This is a genomic window from Variovorax gossypii, assembly GCF_003965815.1.
Taxonomy (GTDB): Bacteria; Pseudomonadota; Gammaproteobacteria; order Burkholderiales; family Burkholderiaceae_C; genus Variovorax; species Variovorax gossypii.
This window is the reverse complement of sequence record NZ_RXOE01000001.1, coordinates 1,320,133-1,336,327: the sequence shown is the minus strand read 5'-3', so window position 1 is coordinate 1,336,327 and position 16,195 is coordinate 1,320,133. Positions and strand designations below refer to the sequence as shown.

The 16,195-nt window shown below is 69.8% G+C and carries 14 protein-coding genes; 3 read left to right on the top strand and 11 right to left on the bottom strand.

The features are described 5' to 3' along the window. Positions 1-103: 103 nt before the first annotated feature. The 3 genes from EJP69_RS06280 to EJP69_RS06270 form a co-directional block, all read right to left on the bottom strand. On the bottom strand, positions 104-1,723 hold the full coding sequence (locus EJP69_RS06280) for a methyl-accepting chemotaxis protein (RefSeq protein WP_093202010.1): 1,620 nt from the start codon (positions 1,721-1,723) through the stop codon (positions 104-106). 156 nt (positions 1,724-1,879) lie between these two features. Next, positions 1,880-2,725 carry a 3-deoxy-8-phosphooctulonate synthase gene (gene kdsA / locus EJP69_RS06275; protein ID WP_126469078.1) on the bottom strand — a complete coding sequence of 282 codons (846 nt, stop codon included), beginning with the start codon at positions 2,723-2,725 and terminating at the stop codon, positions 1,880-1,882. 59 nt (positions 2,726-2,784) lie between these two features. Then, on the bottom strand, positions 2,785-3,747 hold the full coding sequence (locus tag EJP69_RS06270) for a S1C family serine protease (protein WP_126469077.1): 963 nt from the start codon (positions 3,745-3,747) through the stop codon (positions 2,785-2,787). Positions 3,748-3,930: 183 nt separating this feature from the next. On the opposite strand from EJP69_RS06270, the gene EJP69_RS06265 reads away from it, so the two are divergent. Next, complete coding sequence (locus EJP69_RS06265) at positions 3,931-4,119, top strand: hypothetical protein (RefSeq protein ID WP_093202002.1); 189 nt, start codon at positions 3,931-3,933, stop codon at positions 4,117-4,119. A 5-nt stretch (positions 4,120-4,124) separates the two neighbouring features. Here EJP69_RS06265 and EJP69_RS06260 read toward each other — a convergent pair whose 3' ends face one another. Next, positions 4,125-5,816 (bottom strand): alpha/beta fold hydrolase, encoded by a 1,692-nt coding sequence (locus tag EJP69_RS06260; RefSeq protein ID WP_126469076.1) that lies wholly within the window; start codon positions 5,814-5,816, stop codon positions 4,125-4,127. Positions 5,817-6,076: 260 nt separating this feature from the next. Between EJP69_RS06260 and EJP69_RS06255 the strand changes: the two genes are divergently transcribed. Further along, the gene (locus EJP69_RS06255; RefSeq protein ID WP_093305100.1) at positions 6,077-6,346 is read left to right on the top strand and encodes a hypothetical protein; all 270 of its coding nucleotides are present in this window, start codon (positions 6,077-6,079) and stop codon (positions 6,344-6,346) included. Between the two features lie 172 nt (positions 6,347-6,518). Here EJP69_RS06255 and EJP69_RS06250 read toward each other — a convergent pair whose 3' ends face one another. From EJP69_RS06250 to EJP69_RS06225, 6 genes are all read right to left on the bottom strand, one after another. Next, the gene (locus EJP69_RS06250) at positions 6,519-6,728 is read right to left on the bottom strand and encodes a hypothetical protein (protein ID WP_093201995.1); all 210 of its coding nucleotides are present in this window, start codon (positions 6,726-6,728) and stop codon (positions 6,519-6,521) included. A 175-nt stretch (positions 6,729-6,903) separates the two neighbouring features. Further along, on the bottom strand, positions 6,904-8,247 hold the full coding sequence (locus EJP69_RS06245) for a four-carbon acid sugar kinase family protein (protein WP_126469075.1): 1,344 nt from the start codon (positions 8,245-8,247) through the stop codon (positions 6,904-6,906). Continuing rightward, positions 8,244-9,509 carry a ribulose-bisphosphate carboxylase large subunit family protein gene (locus EJP69_RS06240; protein ID WP_126469287.1) on the bottom strand — a complete coding sequence of 422 codons (1,266 nt, stop codon included), beginning with the start codon at positions 9,507-9,509 and terminating at the stop codon, positions 8,244-8,246. The genes EJP69_RS06245 and EJP69_RS06240 overlap by 4 nt, the downstream gene beginning before the upstream one ends. Positions 9,510-9,529: 20 nt before the next feature. Then, positions 9,530-10,069, bottom strand: a complete 540-nt coding sequence (locus tag EJP69_RS06235; protein WP_126469074.1) for a VOC family protein — start codon at positions 10,067-10,069, stop codon at positions 9,530-9,532. A 64-nt stretch (positions 10,070-10,133) separates the two neighbouring features. After that, positions 10,134-12,041: a TRAP transporter large permease gene (locus tag EJP69_RS06230; protein WP_126469073.1), complete on the bottom strand. Its 1,908-nt coding sequence runs from the start codon at positions 12,039-12,041 to the stop codon at positions 10,134-10,136. A gap of 6 nt (positions 12,042-12,047) precedes the next feature. After that, complete coding sequence (locus tag EJP69_RS06225; RefSeq protein WP_126469286.1) at positions 12,048-13,067, bottom strand: TRAP transporter substrate-binding protein; 1,020 nt, start codon at positions 13,065-13,067, stop codon at positions 12,048-12,050. Positions 13,068-13,247: 180 nt separating this feature from the next. Here EJP69_RS06225 and EJP69_RS06220 point away from each other — a divergent pair, with 180 nt between their 5' ends. Further along, positions 13,248-14,321, top strand: a complete 1,074-nt coding sequence (locus tag EJP69_RS06220; RefSeq protein ID WP_093201978.1) for a LacI family DNA-binding transcriptional regulator — start codon at positions 13,248-13,250, stop codon at positions 14,319-14,321. Between the two features lie 12 nt (positions 14,322-14,333). Here the strand turns inward: EJP69_RS06220 and EJP69_RS06215 are convergent, their stop codons facing one another. Further along, entirely contained in the window at positions 14,334-16,193 is a 1,860-nt protein-coding gene (locus EJP69_RS06215) for an ABC transporter ATP-binding protein (protein WP_126469072.1), read from the bottom strand. Positions 16,194-16,195 lie beyond the last annotated feature (2 nt).

Below are 16,195 nucleotides of genomic sequence, written 5' to 3'. Positions count from 1 at the left end.
CGCCTTGATCGGCCCGCCCTGGCTGCCCTTCGCGACCCCTGAAATAGTGTGAACAGGCCCTAGTTTCGCCTCTTTCTCCCGCCGAGAGCCTGGCGGTCTCTTTCTAGCGGGCCGCGATCAGATGCATGGGGCTGAAGGCGATGCCCGGGGTCGTGTCTTCCTCGGCCTGGCGTTGATGTTCGAGCCTGAACCTGCCCACGATCTGCGAGAGGCTGCCCGCCTGCTCCTGCAGCGACTGGGCGGCGGCCGAGGCTTCCTCGACCAGCGCGGCGTTCTGCTGCGTCGTCTGGTCCATCTGAGTCACGGCCTGGTTGATCTGCTCGATGCCCGAGGTCTGCTCCTGGCTCGCGGCGCTGATCTCGCCCATGATGTCCGTCACCCGCTTCACGCTGCCGACGATCTCCTCCATGGTGCGGCCCGCGTCGGCCACCTGGCGGCTGCCTTCCTCGACCTTCTCGACCGAGTCGCCGATCAGCGTCTTGATTTCCTTGGCCGCCGCGGCCGAGCGCTGCGCGAGGCTGCGCACTTCCGACGCCACCACCGCGAAGCCGCGCCCCTGGTCGCCCGCGCGAGCCGCCTCGACGGCCGCGTTCAGCGCGAGGATGTTGGTCTGGAACGCAATGCCGTCGATCACGCCGATGATGTCCACGATCTTCTTCGAGGAGGCATTGATCGAGCCCATGGTCTCGACCACCTGGAACACCACGTTGCCGCCCCGCGTGGCCACTTCCGAGGCGGAGGCGGCCAGCTGGTTGGCCTGCCGCGCGTTGTCGGCGTTCTGCCGGACCGTCGAGGTCAGTTCCTCCAGCGACGCGGCCGTCTGCTCCAGCGAGCTGGCCTGTTCCTCGGTGCGCGAGGACAGGTCCTGGTTGCCCACGGCGATCTGCGTGCTGGCGGTCGACACGTTCGCCACCACGCCGTGCACCTGCGCCAGCGAGCCCTGCAAGGCGTCGCGCATCTGGTCGAGGGCGCGCAGCAGGTGGCCGGTCTCGTCGCTGGCGTAGCTGGACTGGGCCTTGCCCGTCAGGTCCATGGCCGCGATCGACTGCGCCATGCTCTCGGCGCTGCGCAGCGGGCGCGTGATGCTGCGGGCCAGCAGCCATGCCAGCAGGGCGCCGAGCGCCAGGCTCACGGCGGAGCACACGATGAGCAGCGTGCTGGTCTGCGCGCGCAGGTTGTTGGCGCGGGCGGCGGCGGCATCGAGCTGTTCGCGCTGCATGTCCACCACCTGCTGCACGCCCGCGATGTAGCTCACCGAGGTGGGCTGGAACTGCGAGTCGAAGACGCGGTTGGCGCCGTCGAGGTCGCCGGCGAGCTTGAGCTTGCTCACTTCCTCGCGCGCGCCCAGGTAGGCCTTGCGCAGATTGCCGACCTTCTCGAGCAGGGCGCGCTCGTCGGGCTTGACCAGCTTTTCCTCGATGAACTTCTGCAGCTCGTTGGTGTTCTTGATCGACGCCGCCGTGGCCGGCGCGAAGTAGTCGATCAGGCTGGCATCGCTGCTCTTGGCGATGGCCGCCGCCCGCTGCACGCCGGCGGTGGTGTGGCGCAGCCAGTCGGAGCCGGCGCGCTCGGTCTTCACGTTGTCCTCGATCATGGCGTCTATCTCGCGGCTGAGCTGCTGCAGCTTCCACACCGCGGCGGCGCTGGTGGCGAGAAAGAGCGCCAGGATGATGCCCAGCACGATGGCCAGGCGCTTGCCGATTGAGACGTTGCTCAGGAACATGATCGAACTCCGGAAACCAGGAAAAAGAAGAAGGAGGGCGACCGCCGGGGCGCCCTCCATCGCTGGTTATCGGTAGTTCAATTGAAAACTTTAGAAAACTCCGGGCGGAGTTCTCCTGGAAAGGGGCGCGGCGGTGGCCGGGCGGTCCCCTTCGGTTCAGATCTTCAGCGGCGGGAACGACTTGATCAGGTCGTCCAGTGCCTTGATCTGCGTCAGGAAGGGCTCCAGCTTGTCCAGCGGCAGGGCGCTCGGGCCGTCGCACTTGGCCTGGGCCGGGTCCGGATGGGCTTCGAGGAAGAGGCCGGCCAGGCCCACTGCCATGCCGGCGCGCGCCAGGTCGGCCACCTGCTCGCGGCGGCCGCCCGATGCGGCGGCGCCGGCCTCGCGCTGCTGCAGCGCGTGGGTCACGTCGAAGATGATGGGCAGGTTCTGCGACACCTTCTTCATCACGCCGAAGCCCAGCATGTCGACCACGAGGTTGTCGTAGCCGAAGCAGGTGCCGCGGTCGCACAGGATGAGCTGGTCGTTGCCGGCTTCCTTGAACTTCTCGACGATGTTGAGCATCTGCGAGGGGCTCAGGAACTGAGGCTTCTTGATGTTGATCACCCGGCCGGTCTTTGCCAGCGCCACCACCAGGTCGGTCTGCCGCGCCAGGAACGCGGGCAGCTGGAGCACGTCGACCACCTCGGCGACCGGGGCGGCCTGGGCGATTTCGTGCACGTCGGTCAGCACGGGAACGCCGAAGCTGTCCTTCACCGCCTGCAGGATCTTCAGGCCCTCGTCGAGGCCGGGGCCGCGGTAGGAGTGGATGGACGAGCGGTTGGCCTTGTCGAAGCTGCCCTTGAACACGTAGGGAATGCCCAGCTTCTGCGTGATGCGGACGTATTCCTCGGCGCTGCGCAGGGCGAGGTCCTTCGACTCGAGGACGTTGACGCCCCCGAAGAGGACGAAGGGGGCCTCGTTGCTGGTGGCGACTTTGGGGGTGATGGTGACGGTGGACAAGGTTTTCTCCTGACGGGTGCTTCGGTGCAGGGGCCTATTGTCGTTCCGCCGGCCGGGGTTCAGCCTCCGGGCGTCACCGTCAGGTAGAAGGGCGTCAGCGTGCCCGCCACCGGCCGCAGCAGCTTGAGCAGCAGCGGCTTGCCGTAACCCTCGCCCGCCAGCCGCTTGAGCAGGTCGGACAGCTGGGCCAGCGGCACCCCGTCGCAGCCGACCAGGATGTCGCCGCTGCGCAGCCCGTCGCGCGCGGCGGCCGAGCCGGCCACCACCTCGACCACGCGCACCCCGGTGGCCACCGGCCATTCGTTCTCGCGCACCCAGCGCCGGGGCAGGGCCACCGCCGCGCACTGCACGCCGAGCTTGCCGCGGCGCACCGCGCCATGGCGCATCAGCTCGCCGGCCACCCAGCGGGCGGTGTCGATGGCCACCGCGAAGCTCAGGCCCTGGGCCGATGGAATCACCGCCGTGTTCACGCCGATGACCCGCGCGGCGCTGTCCAGCAGCGGGCCGCCCGAGTTGCCGGGGTTGAGGGCCACATCGGTCTGGATCACGTCCTCGATCATCCGGCCGCCACGCGAGGGCAGGCTGCGTCCCAGCGCGCTCACGATGCCGGCGGTTACCGTGAAGTCGAAGCCCAGCGGGTTGCCGACCGCCACGGCCAGCTGGCCCGGCTGCAGCGCGGCCGAACTGCCCAGCGGCAGGAAGGCGCTGGGGTGCGATTCGATGCGCAGCACGGCGATGTCGGTGGGGGCGTCGATGCCGACCAGCCGTGCCGTGCTCTCGGTGCCGTCGGCGAAGGCGGCGCGCAGCTCGGTTGCGCCCTCGACCACGTGGGCGTTGGTGATCGTGAAGCCGTCGGGGGTGAAGAGAAAGCCCGAGCCGCTGCCCTGGGCGCCGGGTCCGTTGCCGCCGCGCTGCGCGGCCTTGCGGACCTTGATGTGGGCGACCGCCGCGCTGGCGGTGTGCGCCACCTGCGTGACGGTGGCCGAGTAGGAGTCAAGAATGAATTCGTCGCGCGCGCCCATGGAGCACCTCTTCTTTCAGTCGGCGGAACCAGAAGGAAATGGCGGTGCGGTGGAGGTTTTCAACCCGGGCGCGGGGCGCGGCGGATGTTCACGAAGCCTTCAGCGAAGGCTCAGCGAGTCTTCAGCAGCCAGCGGGACACTGGAATTCCCAGAAAAACACCCATACCCACGGGAAAAACCAGCTTGAAGCACTTCATCCTTCTGCTCGCCGTCGCCACCCTCGCGGTGGGCTGCGGCCACGATCGCCATCGCCACAACCGGGACCGCGACCACAACGGCATTCCGGACCGCTACGAGCGCAACCGGGACAGCGACGGAGACGGCGTGCCCGACCGCTACGACCGCCGGCCGGTCGATCCGCGCAGGTACTGATCGCCTCAGGGGCCCTTGGGCCGCGAGGAAGGTTCCCAGGAGTCGGGCGTGGTCGCCACCAGCGACTTGAAATCCTTCCACGGCCGCGCGCCGGGAATGGTGCGTCCGCCGACGATCAGCCCCTTGGCGAACACCACCATGCGTTCGCGCAGGTAGGCCCGGTCGGACTCCGGCCAGGTCTCGATGGAATGGGGCCCGCGCGCAAGCACCATCTCCTTCAGGCCGCGGATGCGGTTGTAGGCGGCCACGGTGCCCTCCAGCGTTTCCGCGCGGTCCCACAGGCCCTTGCCGAAGAAGGCGGCCGGCCAGCGGTCCATGCCCGCGAGCGTCGACGAGTTGGGATAGAACACGATGTGGTGCTCGGCCGCCATGCCGCCCAGGAACAGGTTGCGGTCGGCCAGGTCGGGCGAGTCGCCCACGTAGCCCGCGCCGCTGGCGAACGAAGACAGCAGCAGCGCGCCGCGGATGTTGCGCAGGCCCTTGGGCGGCGTGCAGTTGGGCTGGGGCATGTCGAAGCTGCACTGGGCGACGTAGTTCTTCGTCATGGCCCAGGCGGTGGACATCGAGCCGCGCGAATAGCCGCCGAGCACCAGCGGGATCTCGCTGGCCGGCATGCCCGCCAGCAGCCGGCCCCGGGTGGCCTCGCCTTCGAGCGACTCGCCCCTGGGCGTGAGGATGCGCAGGCCGCGCCCGGTTTCCAGCGCCGTGAGCGCGCGGAACACGTCCTCGCCTTGCTCCAGCGTGTTGGTGTCGCTGAAGCCGCCCGACAGCCCCTCGCCGCGCCGGTCGTAGGCCAGCACGTCGAAGCCGGCCTTGTTGAGCGCGTACAGGTTCTCGCGCCACCAGCGCTGGCCCATGGTCTCGGTGGTCGCGTTGGGGAAGTTGACCGGAACGGTCTTGCCGGTCTTCTCGTCGATGCGGTACGAAACCTCGTCGGGATGCTGGATGGCCGTGAGCTGCCCGCCGCCGCCCGGCGCCATGACGACCAGCGCGCGCGTCTTCTTTCCCTTGCCGTCGTCGATGCCCGCGCCTTCGATGTACCAGCCGCGCAGCTTGATGTCGCCGGTCATCTTCAGGTCGATGCGCTCGAAGGTGTCGCGCGGCGCCGTGAACTCCACCACGTAGGTGCGCGCGTCGGCCTCGGCGATGCCCTCGCGGTACGGCGCCCTGGCGAAGAAGGCGGGGCGGCGGATCTGCTTCAGGTCGACGTTGCCGTCGGGATCTATCCTGCCGGACGGGTCGACCACGCCGGTCGAGCGCGTGGCGCGCTCCTTGTTGGGCGGCAGCCACCGCTGCATCTGCGAGTCGATGCGCTTGAAGCAGGCCGGGTCTTTCTTGCAGGCGCGCCAGCGGGCCTTGAGCTTTTCGTCGGTGAACTCGCTGATGTAGTAGTTGCCGCCTGCATACCCGGCGGGCGGGCGGTTGGCCGTCATCAGCACCGGCACGCAGACCTTGGCTCCCTTGCCGTTCTTCGGATCCCGCGGCAGAAGGTAGCCGCCCATCATCGCGTTGCGGTCGGTGCCGACCCAGGCGGTGCAGTCGGTGGGCGGCGGCGTGCTGGCCGCGGCCTCGCGCTGCGCTTCGGTGGGGCCGCTGCTGCACGCGCCAAGCTGCAGGACGAGGATGGCGGCGGCAAGGCCGGACGCGACGGTCCCGGGGCGAAGCCGGGCAGGGCGCGTCGTGATGGTCGCAGTCATCGGCTCAGGGCTTCCGGTTGAAAGAGAAAAGTGCATGCAGCGAAGCGCGAATCTGGAGGCCCCGATCTTCGCCGGATCGACGCGCGGAAAACGAAGCCATGGCCGTTTCAGGGTGAAAGCGCATGCCTCGATTCGCGTAGGACATTTCCTGCACGCGCATGCGCTGCTTTCCACCATCCATGGCCGCGCCGGGAGCGCCCAATCGCCGCCGGTCCGCAAGGAAACATGCGGACACCGGCAGACACGAGGAGACAAGAGAGATGATGAATTTCGAAGGCATCTACTGCTTCGACACCGCCAGCGTGCGCTTCGCCTTCTATCCCGACGGTCCCGGCGGCCCCCGAGCGATCGCGCAGATTTCCGAGGAGACGCTGCACGACGAATTCGGCGTGCGCGAGATCGGCGAGCACCTGCTCGATGCGTGCCAGGAGCACTTCAACGCGATAGAGCCTGCCGCCGTCGCGCGTTACCGCGCAACGCCTGGCCGGGCCATCACGCTCACCATCGAAGACTTCGGGCTCCGCGCCTGAAGCATCGCGGCCGGCGCGCGGACCATCGCGCGGGGCACGGGCGCCTCTCCGACACGGCGAGGAGGCCCGGGCCGTACCCCGGGGCATCCGGCCCCCGGCAGATTGGCATCAGGCCAGAACGAAGAATGCGCGGCTCCCGCTGATGCGGGGCGCAATCGGCTTGTTGCTGCTGCTATGCGCCCGCCCCAGGCGGCGCGCGATGCCGGATCTCGCTTTGCAGCGCGCGCTGGCCGGACGAAAGCGCCAGCTCGTAGCTCTCCGCAGGCTCGAAGGCCTTGCGCAGCACGCGCGGGTGCGTGCCCTGATCGTCGGTTTCGAGCAGCTGCCAGACAAAGGCACCCGGCAGCGGCTCCTCGATGGTGAGTTCGATGGGATGTGTCATGGCGACACCATGGCGCCGCGCGCGTGTTCTGTCTGTAGGCCTGGAACGACGTTGGGGCTGCGCGCCGCGGCCTCTTTCTTTTTCGATGCGGAGCAGCAGGCCATGCGGTGGGTGCACGACAGGACGGAAGGCCCCCTGGGACAAGCCTGGGCTGCCGCAGGGCCCCGGGAGCAGCTCAGGCGATGTCGCCGTGCACCAGCTGCTCGAACACGTCCTGCGTTCCCATCTGCCCGCCCTTGAGCATGACTTCCATGCCGTCGAGCGACGCGTCGTCGCTGTGCACGCGGCACAGCGATGCGCCGGCGCCCATGTCGGCGGCATATGACAGGCCCCACACGTCCAGCGCCTGCATGCCGTGGCTCGATGTGTCGCCGCCGGCCACGCCGATGCGCCCGAGCGGCTGCTTCGCCAGCACGGCGGCCAGAAGGTCGCCGCCGGCGCGGGCGAGGGCCTGTGCGTCGAGATCCGCCGCCGCAGGCATGCCCGGGGAGCCGGTCGAGTGCGGCGCGCGCGTGCAGGCCAGGACGTTGCGCCCCTGCGCGAGGCTGCGCGAGATCGCCTCCGCCTGGTCGGCAAGTGCTGCCGCGTCGCGTCGGGCGAGCTGCGGTGCATCGAGCCACACGATGTCGAAGGACTTCGCGGCCGCGACCTGCGACGCGGTCACGGGCGAGAGGCTTCCCGCCAGGACCAGCACGGGCCCCCGCGCGGGCGCCAGCTTCGCACGCACGGCCCGTGCGCCGCCCGAAGAAGGCATGGCCGTGGCGAGCGCATCGACCACGCTGCTCGGGCCTACGGCAAGCATGGTCGCGCCCTGCGCGCGGGCCCACAGGACCTTGCCGATGGCCGCGAGCTGGCCGGCATCCGCGACGTCGAACAGGACGGCGTCCGCGGGCGGCGCGTTGAGCGCCTGCCGCAGCGCGGTATCGAGTGCGTCGCTGCCGCGCGAGGCGGCGGTGAAGGGCACGCAGTGCACCTCGGCCAGGCCCTGCCTGGCAAGGTGCAGCCGCAGGTCCGCCTCGTCCATGGGCGTCACGGGATGCCGGCTCATGGTGGGATGGCGGTCGACGCGGAACACCTCGCCGCCGCTTCCAGCCGCGGCGAAGAGATTGCCGAAGAGGCAGTAGCGGCCCAGGCCGGGCTGCCCGCCCACGATCGCGGTCCACGGCTGCTGCACGGCCGAGCGCAGCAGGCGCACGGCCGCGCCGATGGAGCCGATGTGCGGCGCGCTGTCGAAGGTCGAGCAGGTCTTGTAGTGCAGCACGCGCGCGCCGAGCGAGCGGAACAGCGCGCCCACCGGGCGGAGCTCGGCCTGCATCTCTTCCGGCGTCATGGCGCGCGCCGCGCCCGCGATGCCCAGCACGTCGAGCGGCCCAGCGCGGTCGAGGCGCGCCGCGTCGGGCGTCTTCAGGAAGAGCAGCGCGCGCAGGCCCGCGCGTGCCGCCGTGCCCAGGGTGTCCGTCGCGCCGGTGAAGTCGTCTCCGTAGTAGACGATTGCCGGCGCCGATGCCTCGGGCCTCATGGCCTGCCGAAGAATGCGAGGGCGCGCGCCAGCTCGGGCTGGTCCCTGGCCGCGTCGGCCAGCGAGACGCCCGCGCGCGCGGCCGACCAGGCCTGGCGGATGCTCGCCACGCCAGCCGCCGCACCGTCGGGGTGGGCGAGGATGCCGCCGCCGGCCATGAAGAGCAGGTCGTCGCTGCCGACGGCCGCCCAGGTGGCGGGCACGGTGCCGGCCCACTGGCCCGACGAGAACGCCGGCATCACGCGGTCGTCCGCCGCTTCGGTGAGCGGGGTGAAGCAGTCGCGCGCCGATTCGACGACCTCGCCGTCGGGCTGCGAGAACTTGCCCTGCAGCCCGTGCACGTGCATGTGGTCCACGCCGGCCAGCCGCCACAGCGTCTGGTAGGCCTGGAAGGAGATGCCCAGCAGCGGATGCCGCGACAGCGCGCCGTAGCCGTTGCGATGCCCGTGCAGTGCCAGGCCGGTGTGCCGGCGCAGCGTCTGGATGCCCGAGTGCCCGCACCAGTTGAGGCTGGCCATCACGCACGAGCCGCCCTCGCGCTCGACCAGGTCGGCGTGGCGCTTCATCGCATCGGTCTCGTCGGTGATGTTGAAGGCCACCATCACGTGCTTGCCGGTGCGCTCGCGGTGCGCGCGCACGACGGCCATCACCGCCGGCACGCGCTCGGCCAGCGGGGCGTGCGCGGGGTCGGCGCAGACTTCGTCGTCCTTGATGAAGTCGACGCCCGCGGCGCACAGCCGGCCCACCAGCTCGGCGGTGTCGGAAGCCCGCATGCCCACGTTGGGCTTGATGATGGTGCCGACCAGCGCGCCGCTTTCCACGCCGGTGGCGCGGCGCGTTCCGGCGATGCCCGCGCGCGGCATCTCGAAGCGCGCACGGTAGTCGGCCGGCAGCCGCAGCGACTCGAGCCGCAGCCCCGTCACCTCGCCCAGGTCGTACAGGTTGCCCGAGACCGTGGCCGCGAGCGTCGGCAGGTTGGCGCCGATGTTCGCCACCGGAAACGCGATGTCGACATGCGCGCGCCTCCACGGCCCTGGGGTGCCCCTGCGCTCGAGCAGCGCGTTGGGCAGCGAGGGCGCGTCGGCCGCTTCGAGCTCTATGACTGCCTCGACTGTCGCACGCGCGCGTTCGCGCAGCGCGTCGGTCTCGCCCTCCACGCGCGTGAAGGTGCCGCAGGACTGCTCGCCGGCCATCACCTCGGCCACGGCGGCCGGATCGAGCGGCGTCTCGATGAGATACCGCGCGCGGATGAGCCCTGGCATGCGCTCGGGTGCCGTCGCGCTCACAGCTTGTCCAGCGCGGGGAAGGGGCGCACCGGCTCGCTGCCATCCCAGCCTTGCGACGCGCTGCGGATCAGGTCGAACATCCTGCCCTTGGGGCCGGCCACCTCCGACAGCTCGATGACGGTGCCCGGGTGGTATTCGGTGTCGAAGTAGACGAAGCGCCCGCGCTCGCCCACCTCGCCGCTCATTACCGCCCTGAAGCCCTGCGCGGTGAGGCGGGCGAGGTCGGCGTCGTAGTCGGCGGTCCAGTAGGCCACGTGCTGCAGCCCGGTGCGCCCGGCCTGGAGGAAATCGCGGTACATCGAGGGCACGTCGTTGCGCGTCTGTATGAGCTCGACCTGCACGTAGCCCGAGTTGGCCAGCGCCACCGAGTTGTGGGGCTCGTGCGCCTCGCCGTTGTAGCGGTAGTTCCTGATCGGCACCTTGGGGTTGTAGAACCAGGGGCCCACGCCGAGCGTGGTGCTCCAGTAGTCCATGGCGGCTTCGATGTCGTGCACGACATAGCCCAGTTGGCGGATCTCGCCGAGGAATCGACTCATTGCGGGTGGCTCCGTGGATGTGAGTTGTTGTGTGTTGTGTCGTCTGTGGAACGCGAGGGCCGGCTCAGGACTTCAGGAAGCCCGTCGAGAACCACGGGAAGGCGGCCACGATCACGAGGCCGATCAGCATCGCGGCGATGTAGCCCCAGATGTGCCTGATGCCCTCGTCGGGATTGACCTTGCTCACCGCGCAGGCGCCGTAGTAGCCCACGCCGAAGGGCGGCGCGAACAGGCCGATGCCCATCGCGAAGATCACGACCATCGCGTAGTGCACCTCGTGCACGCCCGCGGCCTTGGCAATTGGAAAGAGCAGCGGCCCGAACAGCACGATGGCCGGGATGCCCTCCAGCACGCTGCCCAGCACGATGAAGGCGACGATCGACACAGCCAGGAAGCCGTAGGCCCCGCCGGGCAGCGCGCCCATGAGCCGCGCCAGGTCCTGCGAGAAGCCCGACTGCGTGAGCCCCCAGGCCATGGCGGTGGCGCAGCCGACGATGAAGATGATGGCGCCCGAGAGCGAAGCGGTGTCCACCAGCATCGGCTTGATGCGCTTCCAGTCGAACTGCCGGTACACCACCAGGCCCACGATGGCCGAGTAGACGATGCCGATGGTCGACACCTCGGTGGCCGTGGCCACGCCCTCGACCACCGCCGCGCGGATCACGAAGGGCAGCAGCACGGCCGGCAGCGCGACCAGCAGCAGCTTTCCGATCTCCCGCTTGCTGTGGCGCTGCACCGCGCTCAGGTCTTCGCGGCGATAGCGCCACCACACCACCACGCACAGCGCCGCACCGAGCACCACGGCCGGAAGCAGGCCGCCCGTGAACAGCGCGGCAATCGAGATGCCGGTGACCGAGCCGATGGTGATGAGCACGATCGACGGCGGAATGGTCTCGGTCTGCGCGCCGGTGGCCGACAGCAGCGCCACCAGGTCGCCGGGCTTGGCGCCGCGCTTGGTCATTTCGGGGAACAGCACCGGCGCGATGGCCGCCATGTCGGCGATCTTGGAGCCCGAGATGCCCGACACCAGGTACATGGCGCCGATGAGCACGTAAGAGAGGCCGCCGCGCACGTGGCCCAGCAGGCTGGCCAGGAACTGGATCATGGCGCGCGCCATGCCGGTCATCTCGATGAGCGCGCCGAGGAAAATGAAAAGCGGCACCGCCAGCAGGATCAGGTGCGACATGCCCTCGTCGAGCCGCCCGACCATCACCAGCAGCGGCGTGCGCGTGGTCAGCGCAAGGTAGCCGAAGGTGGCCAGCGCGAAGGAGAACGCGATGGGCACGCCCGAGAGCACCGTGGCCGCCACGACGATCACGAAGAAGATCACCAGGTTGAACTTGCCCAGCGTGGCGAAGAGCGGCGCGGCCAGCCAGAAGGCGCCGACCAGCGCCGCCATGCCGAGCAGGGCCACCGCGATCTGCCGGCCGGAGCACACGCGCAGCAGCCGCAGCAGCGCCATCGCCAGCATGATGCCGATGCCCGCGGGAATGGCCGCGGCGCGCCACGCGTTGCTGACCTCCAGCGCGGGCGTGACGATGAACGACTCCTCGTGCGCGTAGTCGATGGACGGCCAGATGATGAGCGCGAGGAACGCGACCGAGGCGGCGATGGCGAAGGCGTCGAGCATGGCGCGCGCCTGCGGGCGCACCTTCTGCACCAGCGCCGTCATGCGCATGTGCTCGCCGCGCCGCAGCGCCACCACCGCGCCGAGCATCGACAGCCACAGGAAGAGGATGGACGCGAGCTCGTCCGACCACACCAGCGGCGCGTGGAACACGTAGCGCGACACCACGCCCGCGAACAGCACGCAGATCTCGGCCAGCACCAGCAGCGCGGCCACCGCCTCGACCGCGCCGCCGAGCATGCGGTCGGCGTGCGAGGCGAAGCGGACCAGCGGATTGGCCGGGGCACCGGTGGACGTGCCCGTGCCCGGAATGGCTGCAGCCTCGAAGGTCGATTCGTGCACCATGGGTCTTCAGGCCAGCTTGCCGACCGCGCCTTCGAGCAGCGCCCAGGCCTCTGGGCCGAAGCGGCCCTTCCATTCGCCGTAGAAGCCCGAGTCGCGCAGCTTGGCGCGGAAGCTGTCGGCCGCCGGGCGGTTGATGGCGAGGCCCTTGGCCTGCAGGTCGCCTACGACCGATTCGTTGAGCTTCTTGATGTCCTCGCGCTGCTGCATGCCGGCGTCGTTGATGGCGCGCGCCACGATGGTCTTCAGGTCGTCGGGCAGGGCGTCCCAGGCGCGGCCGTTGGCGATGAACCAGTAGCCGTCCCAGATGTGGTTGGTCAGCGAGCAGAACTTCTGCACTTCGAAGAGCTTGGCCACCTGGATGATGGGCAGCGGGTTCTCCTGCGCGTCGACGATCTTCGTCTGCAGCGCCGAATACACCTCGCTGAACTGCAGGCTGGCCGGCGCGGCGCCCAGGCCCTTGAACATGGAGATCGACAGCGGGCTCACCGGCACGCGGATCTTCAGGCCGTCCATGTCCTTCGCGGTGGCCACTGCCGCCTTGCTGCTGGTGGTCTGGCGAAAGCCGTTGTCCCACATCTTCTCGAAGGCGTACAGGCGCGACTTGGCGATGGCGCCGCGCACGTGCGCACCGAGCTTGCCGTCCATGGCGGCCCACACCTGGGCGTAGTCGCTGAACGCGAAGCCCACCGCGTTGATGGCGGCCACGGGTACCAGCGTGGCGATGACCAGCGCGGAGGGCGTGAAGAACTCGATGCCGCCGGAGCGCACCTGCGCCAGCATGTCGGTGTCGCCGCCGAGCTGGTTGTTGGGAAAGATCTTGATCTCGACGCGGCCCTTGGTCTCCCTGGCGATGCGGTCGGCCGCTTCCTGCGCGCGGATGTTCAGCGGGTGCGTCAGCGGCAGGTTGTTGCCGTACTTGTACGAGAACTCCGCGGCGCGCGCGATGCGCGGCACCGCCGCCACGATGCCCGCGGCGGGCAGGGCGGAGAAAGTCCGCAGGGCATCCCTGCGGGTCAGGCGGCTGATTGGGGTCATGTCTCGTTGTCTCCGTGATCTTCTGAAGAAGCGCTGCCCGGCCGATGGGCCGACCAGCTGATTGACGGGTTGCGCCGTTGATGCAATCTGATGCATCGTCGAATTCGATGCACAGCGAAGATAAAAGCCTGCATCATTCGGGTCAAACTTCTGCCTGATGGTTTTTGATGTATGCGGGAAAACCCTTCACACACATCCCGGCCCGGCTCGCCGCGTGAGGCGCGGCGCGCCCGCGTGGTCGACATCGCCCGCTCGGCGCAGGTGTCGACCGCGACCGTCGACCGCGTGCTGAACCGCCGCCCCGGCGTGCGCGACGCCACGGTGCAGCGGGTGCTCAAGGCGGCGGGCGAGCTCGACTACCTGCCGGGGCCCGAGCTTTATGCCGCGCTCACGCCGCCGCCGCTGCGGCTCGTGTTCCTGCTGCCGGCCGGCACCAACCGCTTCATCCGCATGCTGGGCGACATGGTGGGCTACTCGCAGGAGCACTGGGCGCCGTTCAACGTGCAGTGCCGCACGGTGTTCATCGAGAGCTTCAACCCTCACGAGCTGGCCGACGCCCTGCGCAGGCACGGCCAGCGTTGCGACGGCATCGCGATGATGGCGCTGGAGCATCCGGCCGTGCGCGAGGCGGTGGCCGCGCTGGCGGCGCGCGGGCTGCCGGTGGTCACGCTGATCTCCGACCTCTCGAACTCGGAGCGCGCGGCCTTCGTCGGGCTGGACAACCGCGCGGCCGGGCGCACCGCGGGCTATCTCATCGGGCGCTTCATCGGCGCGCGGGCCGCCAAGGTCGCGCTGATCGCGGGCAGCCTGAGCTACAAGGCGCATGAGGAGCGCGAGGCCGGCTTTTTGCACGTCATCGACGAGATGTTCCCGCGGCTGGAGGTGGTGGGCCTGCGCGAAGGACAGGACGACGCGGACAAGAACTACCGCCAGACGCGCGCGCTGCTGGAGCAGCACCCCGACATGGGCGGCATCTACAACATCGGCGGCGCCTCCGACGGCGTGGCGCGCGCACTGAAGGAGGCGGGGCGCGAGCAGAAGGTGGTCTTCATCGGCCACGGGCTCACGCCCGACACGCGCGCGCTGCTGATCGACGGCAGCATGGACGCGGTGATCACGCAGAGCCCGCACACCACGCTCATGAACTGCGTGCGCATCTTCACCAACCTGCGCGACCGGCGCGAGGCGCTCAGCGGCGTCGAGACGACGCGCAGCCAGGTGATCTTCAGGGAGAACCTGCCGTAGGCGGCTTGGCACTCAGGCCTGCGCGCCGGCCGGCAAGGCCATCCGCTGCAGCAGCGGCTGCCTTCGCAGCACCTCCTTGCACGGCCCATGGTCGAGCACATGCCCGGCCTCCATCAGCACCACGGTGTCGAAGCGCTCGAGCAGGCTCAGCCTGTGGACCGATGCGATCAGGCAGGCATCCGGGAACGCGGCCGCGATGCGCTCCAGCACCCGGGCCTCGGTGTTCGCGTCGAGCGCGCTGGTCGGTTCGTCGAGCAGCAGCAGCGAACTGCCTTGTGCCGTGAGCACGCCGCGCGCGAGGCACAGCCGCTGGCGCTGGCCGCCTGAAAGATTGAAGCCGCGTTCGGTCACGGCGGTGTCGAGGTCGCCGCCGTTCGCCTTCAGCACTTCGTCGAAGGTGCTGGTGTGCAGCGCGGCCTGCAGCAGCGCGTCGTCGTGCGGCTGTCCGAAGGCGAGGTTCTCGCGCACGCTGGCTTCGAAGAGTTCGGTTTCCTGCGGGATCAGCGTGGCGAGCCGGCGCAGCCGGGCCCAGTCGGCAGGCCGGCCGTCGAACAGCAGCGTGCCGCTGCCGGGTGCGTAGAGCCCGGCCAGCACGCGCAACAGCGTGCTCTTGCCGCCGCCGCTCGGGCCGACGAGGGCGACGCGTTCGCCGCGGCGCAGCGTCAGCGCCACGTCGTGCAGGCCGCTGCGCACGGCGGGCTCGGCGATGCCGGCTTCGTCGATCGGCGCGCCGCGCGGTGCGTAGCGCCATTGCAGCGCCCGGATGTCCAGCTGCCGCCAGGCGGCATCGGCCTCGATCCGCTCGTGCGCCGGCACCTGCCCGGGCGGCGTGGCCAGCGCCTCCTTGTCCGAGGGCGCCTGCCAGATCGGCCCGGCGCTGCCGTAGTCGGTGTGCATGCGCGCGAAGAAGCTGAAGTTGGCGGCCACCGAGGTGACCACGCCGGCGGCCTGCTGCGCGTACTGGTGGATCATGAACACGGCGCCCAGCATCACGACCTGCCCGGGTGCGCGGGCCTGCCACACGTAGATCACCACCAGCCCCCAGGTCAGCGCAAGCCCCATCAGGTCGACCGCGAACCACTTGCCTTCGTTCAGCACCACGGCGCGCTTCAGCGGCAGCGAAATCGCGGCCATGCGGCGGCGCAGCAGCAGGCGCGAGGCACCCTGCAGGCGCAGGCCGATCACGGTCGAGGCGTTGCCCAGGAAGTCGAGCAGGGCGGCCACGTAGCGGCGGTCGGCGTCGTTCTCGGCGCGCGCGAGCTTCATGAGCGCGCGGTCGATGCGCACGATGACCAGGCCGATCAGCACGTAGCCCGCGAGCGCGGTCATGCCGCTGGTGCGCGACAGCAGCGCCAGCGCCACCAGCGGCCCGACGAAGTTGACGGCGTTGGTGAGCCAGATGAACTGGTTCTGCGCGAAGTCCGACAGCGCGCGGCTGGCCTGGTGCACGCGGTGCTGCAGCTCGCCCGAGTGATGGCCTTCGTGCCAGGCCAGCGGCGCGGCGGCGATGCGTGCATACAGCTGGTCGGCCAGCGCCTCGCGCACCTTCACGCCCACGTTGCGCTCGAGGATGCGGCCCGGCCCGTGCAGTGCCCAGGCGCCCACGTACACGCCGGCGAGCCCCGCGATCCAGCGGCCGGCCGTGCCGAGCTCGCCGCGCTGCAGGGCGTTGATGGCCTGGCCCGCGAGGTAGGGCAGCGTGAGGCGGATCAGCTGCGAGGCCGCGAGCAGCGCGGTGGCCGAGAGCAGCTGCGCACGCGCGCCGGCCGCGAAGTGCCACAGCGCGGCGTAGAGCTGGCGGACGGCGGCGCCGGGACTCGTGCTGTTCGTGCTCTTCTTCTCTTCCTTCTTCTTGTCGTCGATAGCCTGCATGC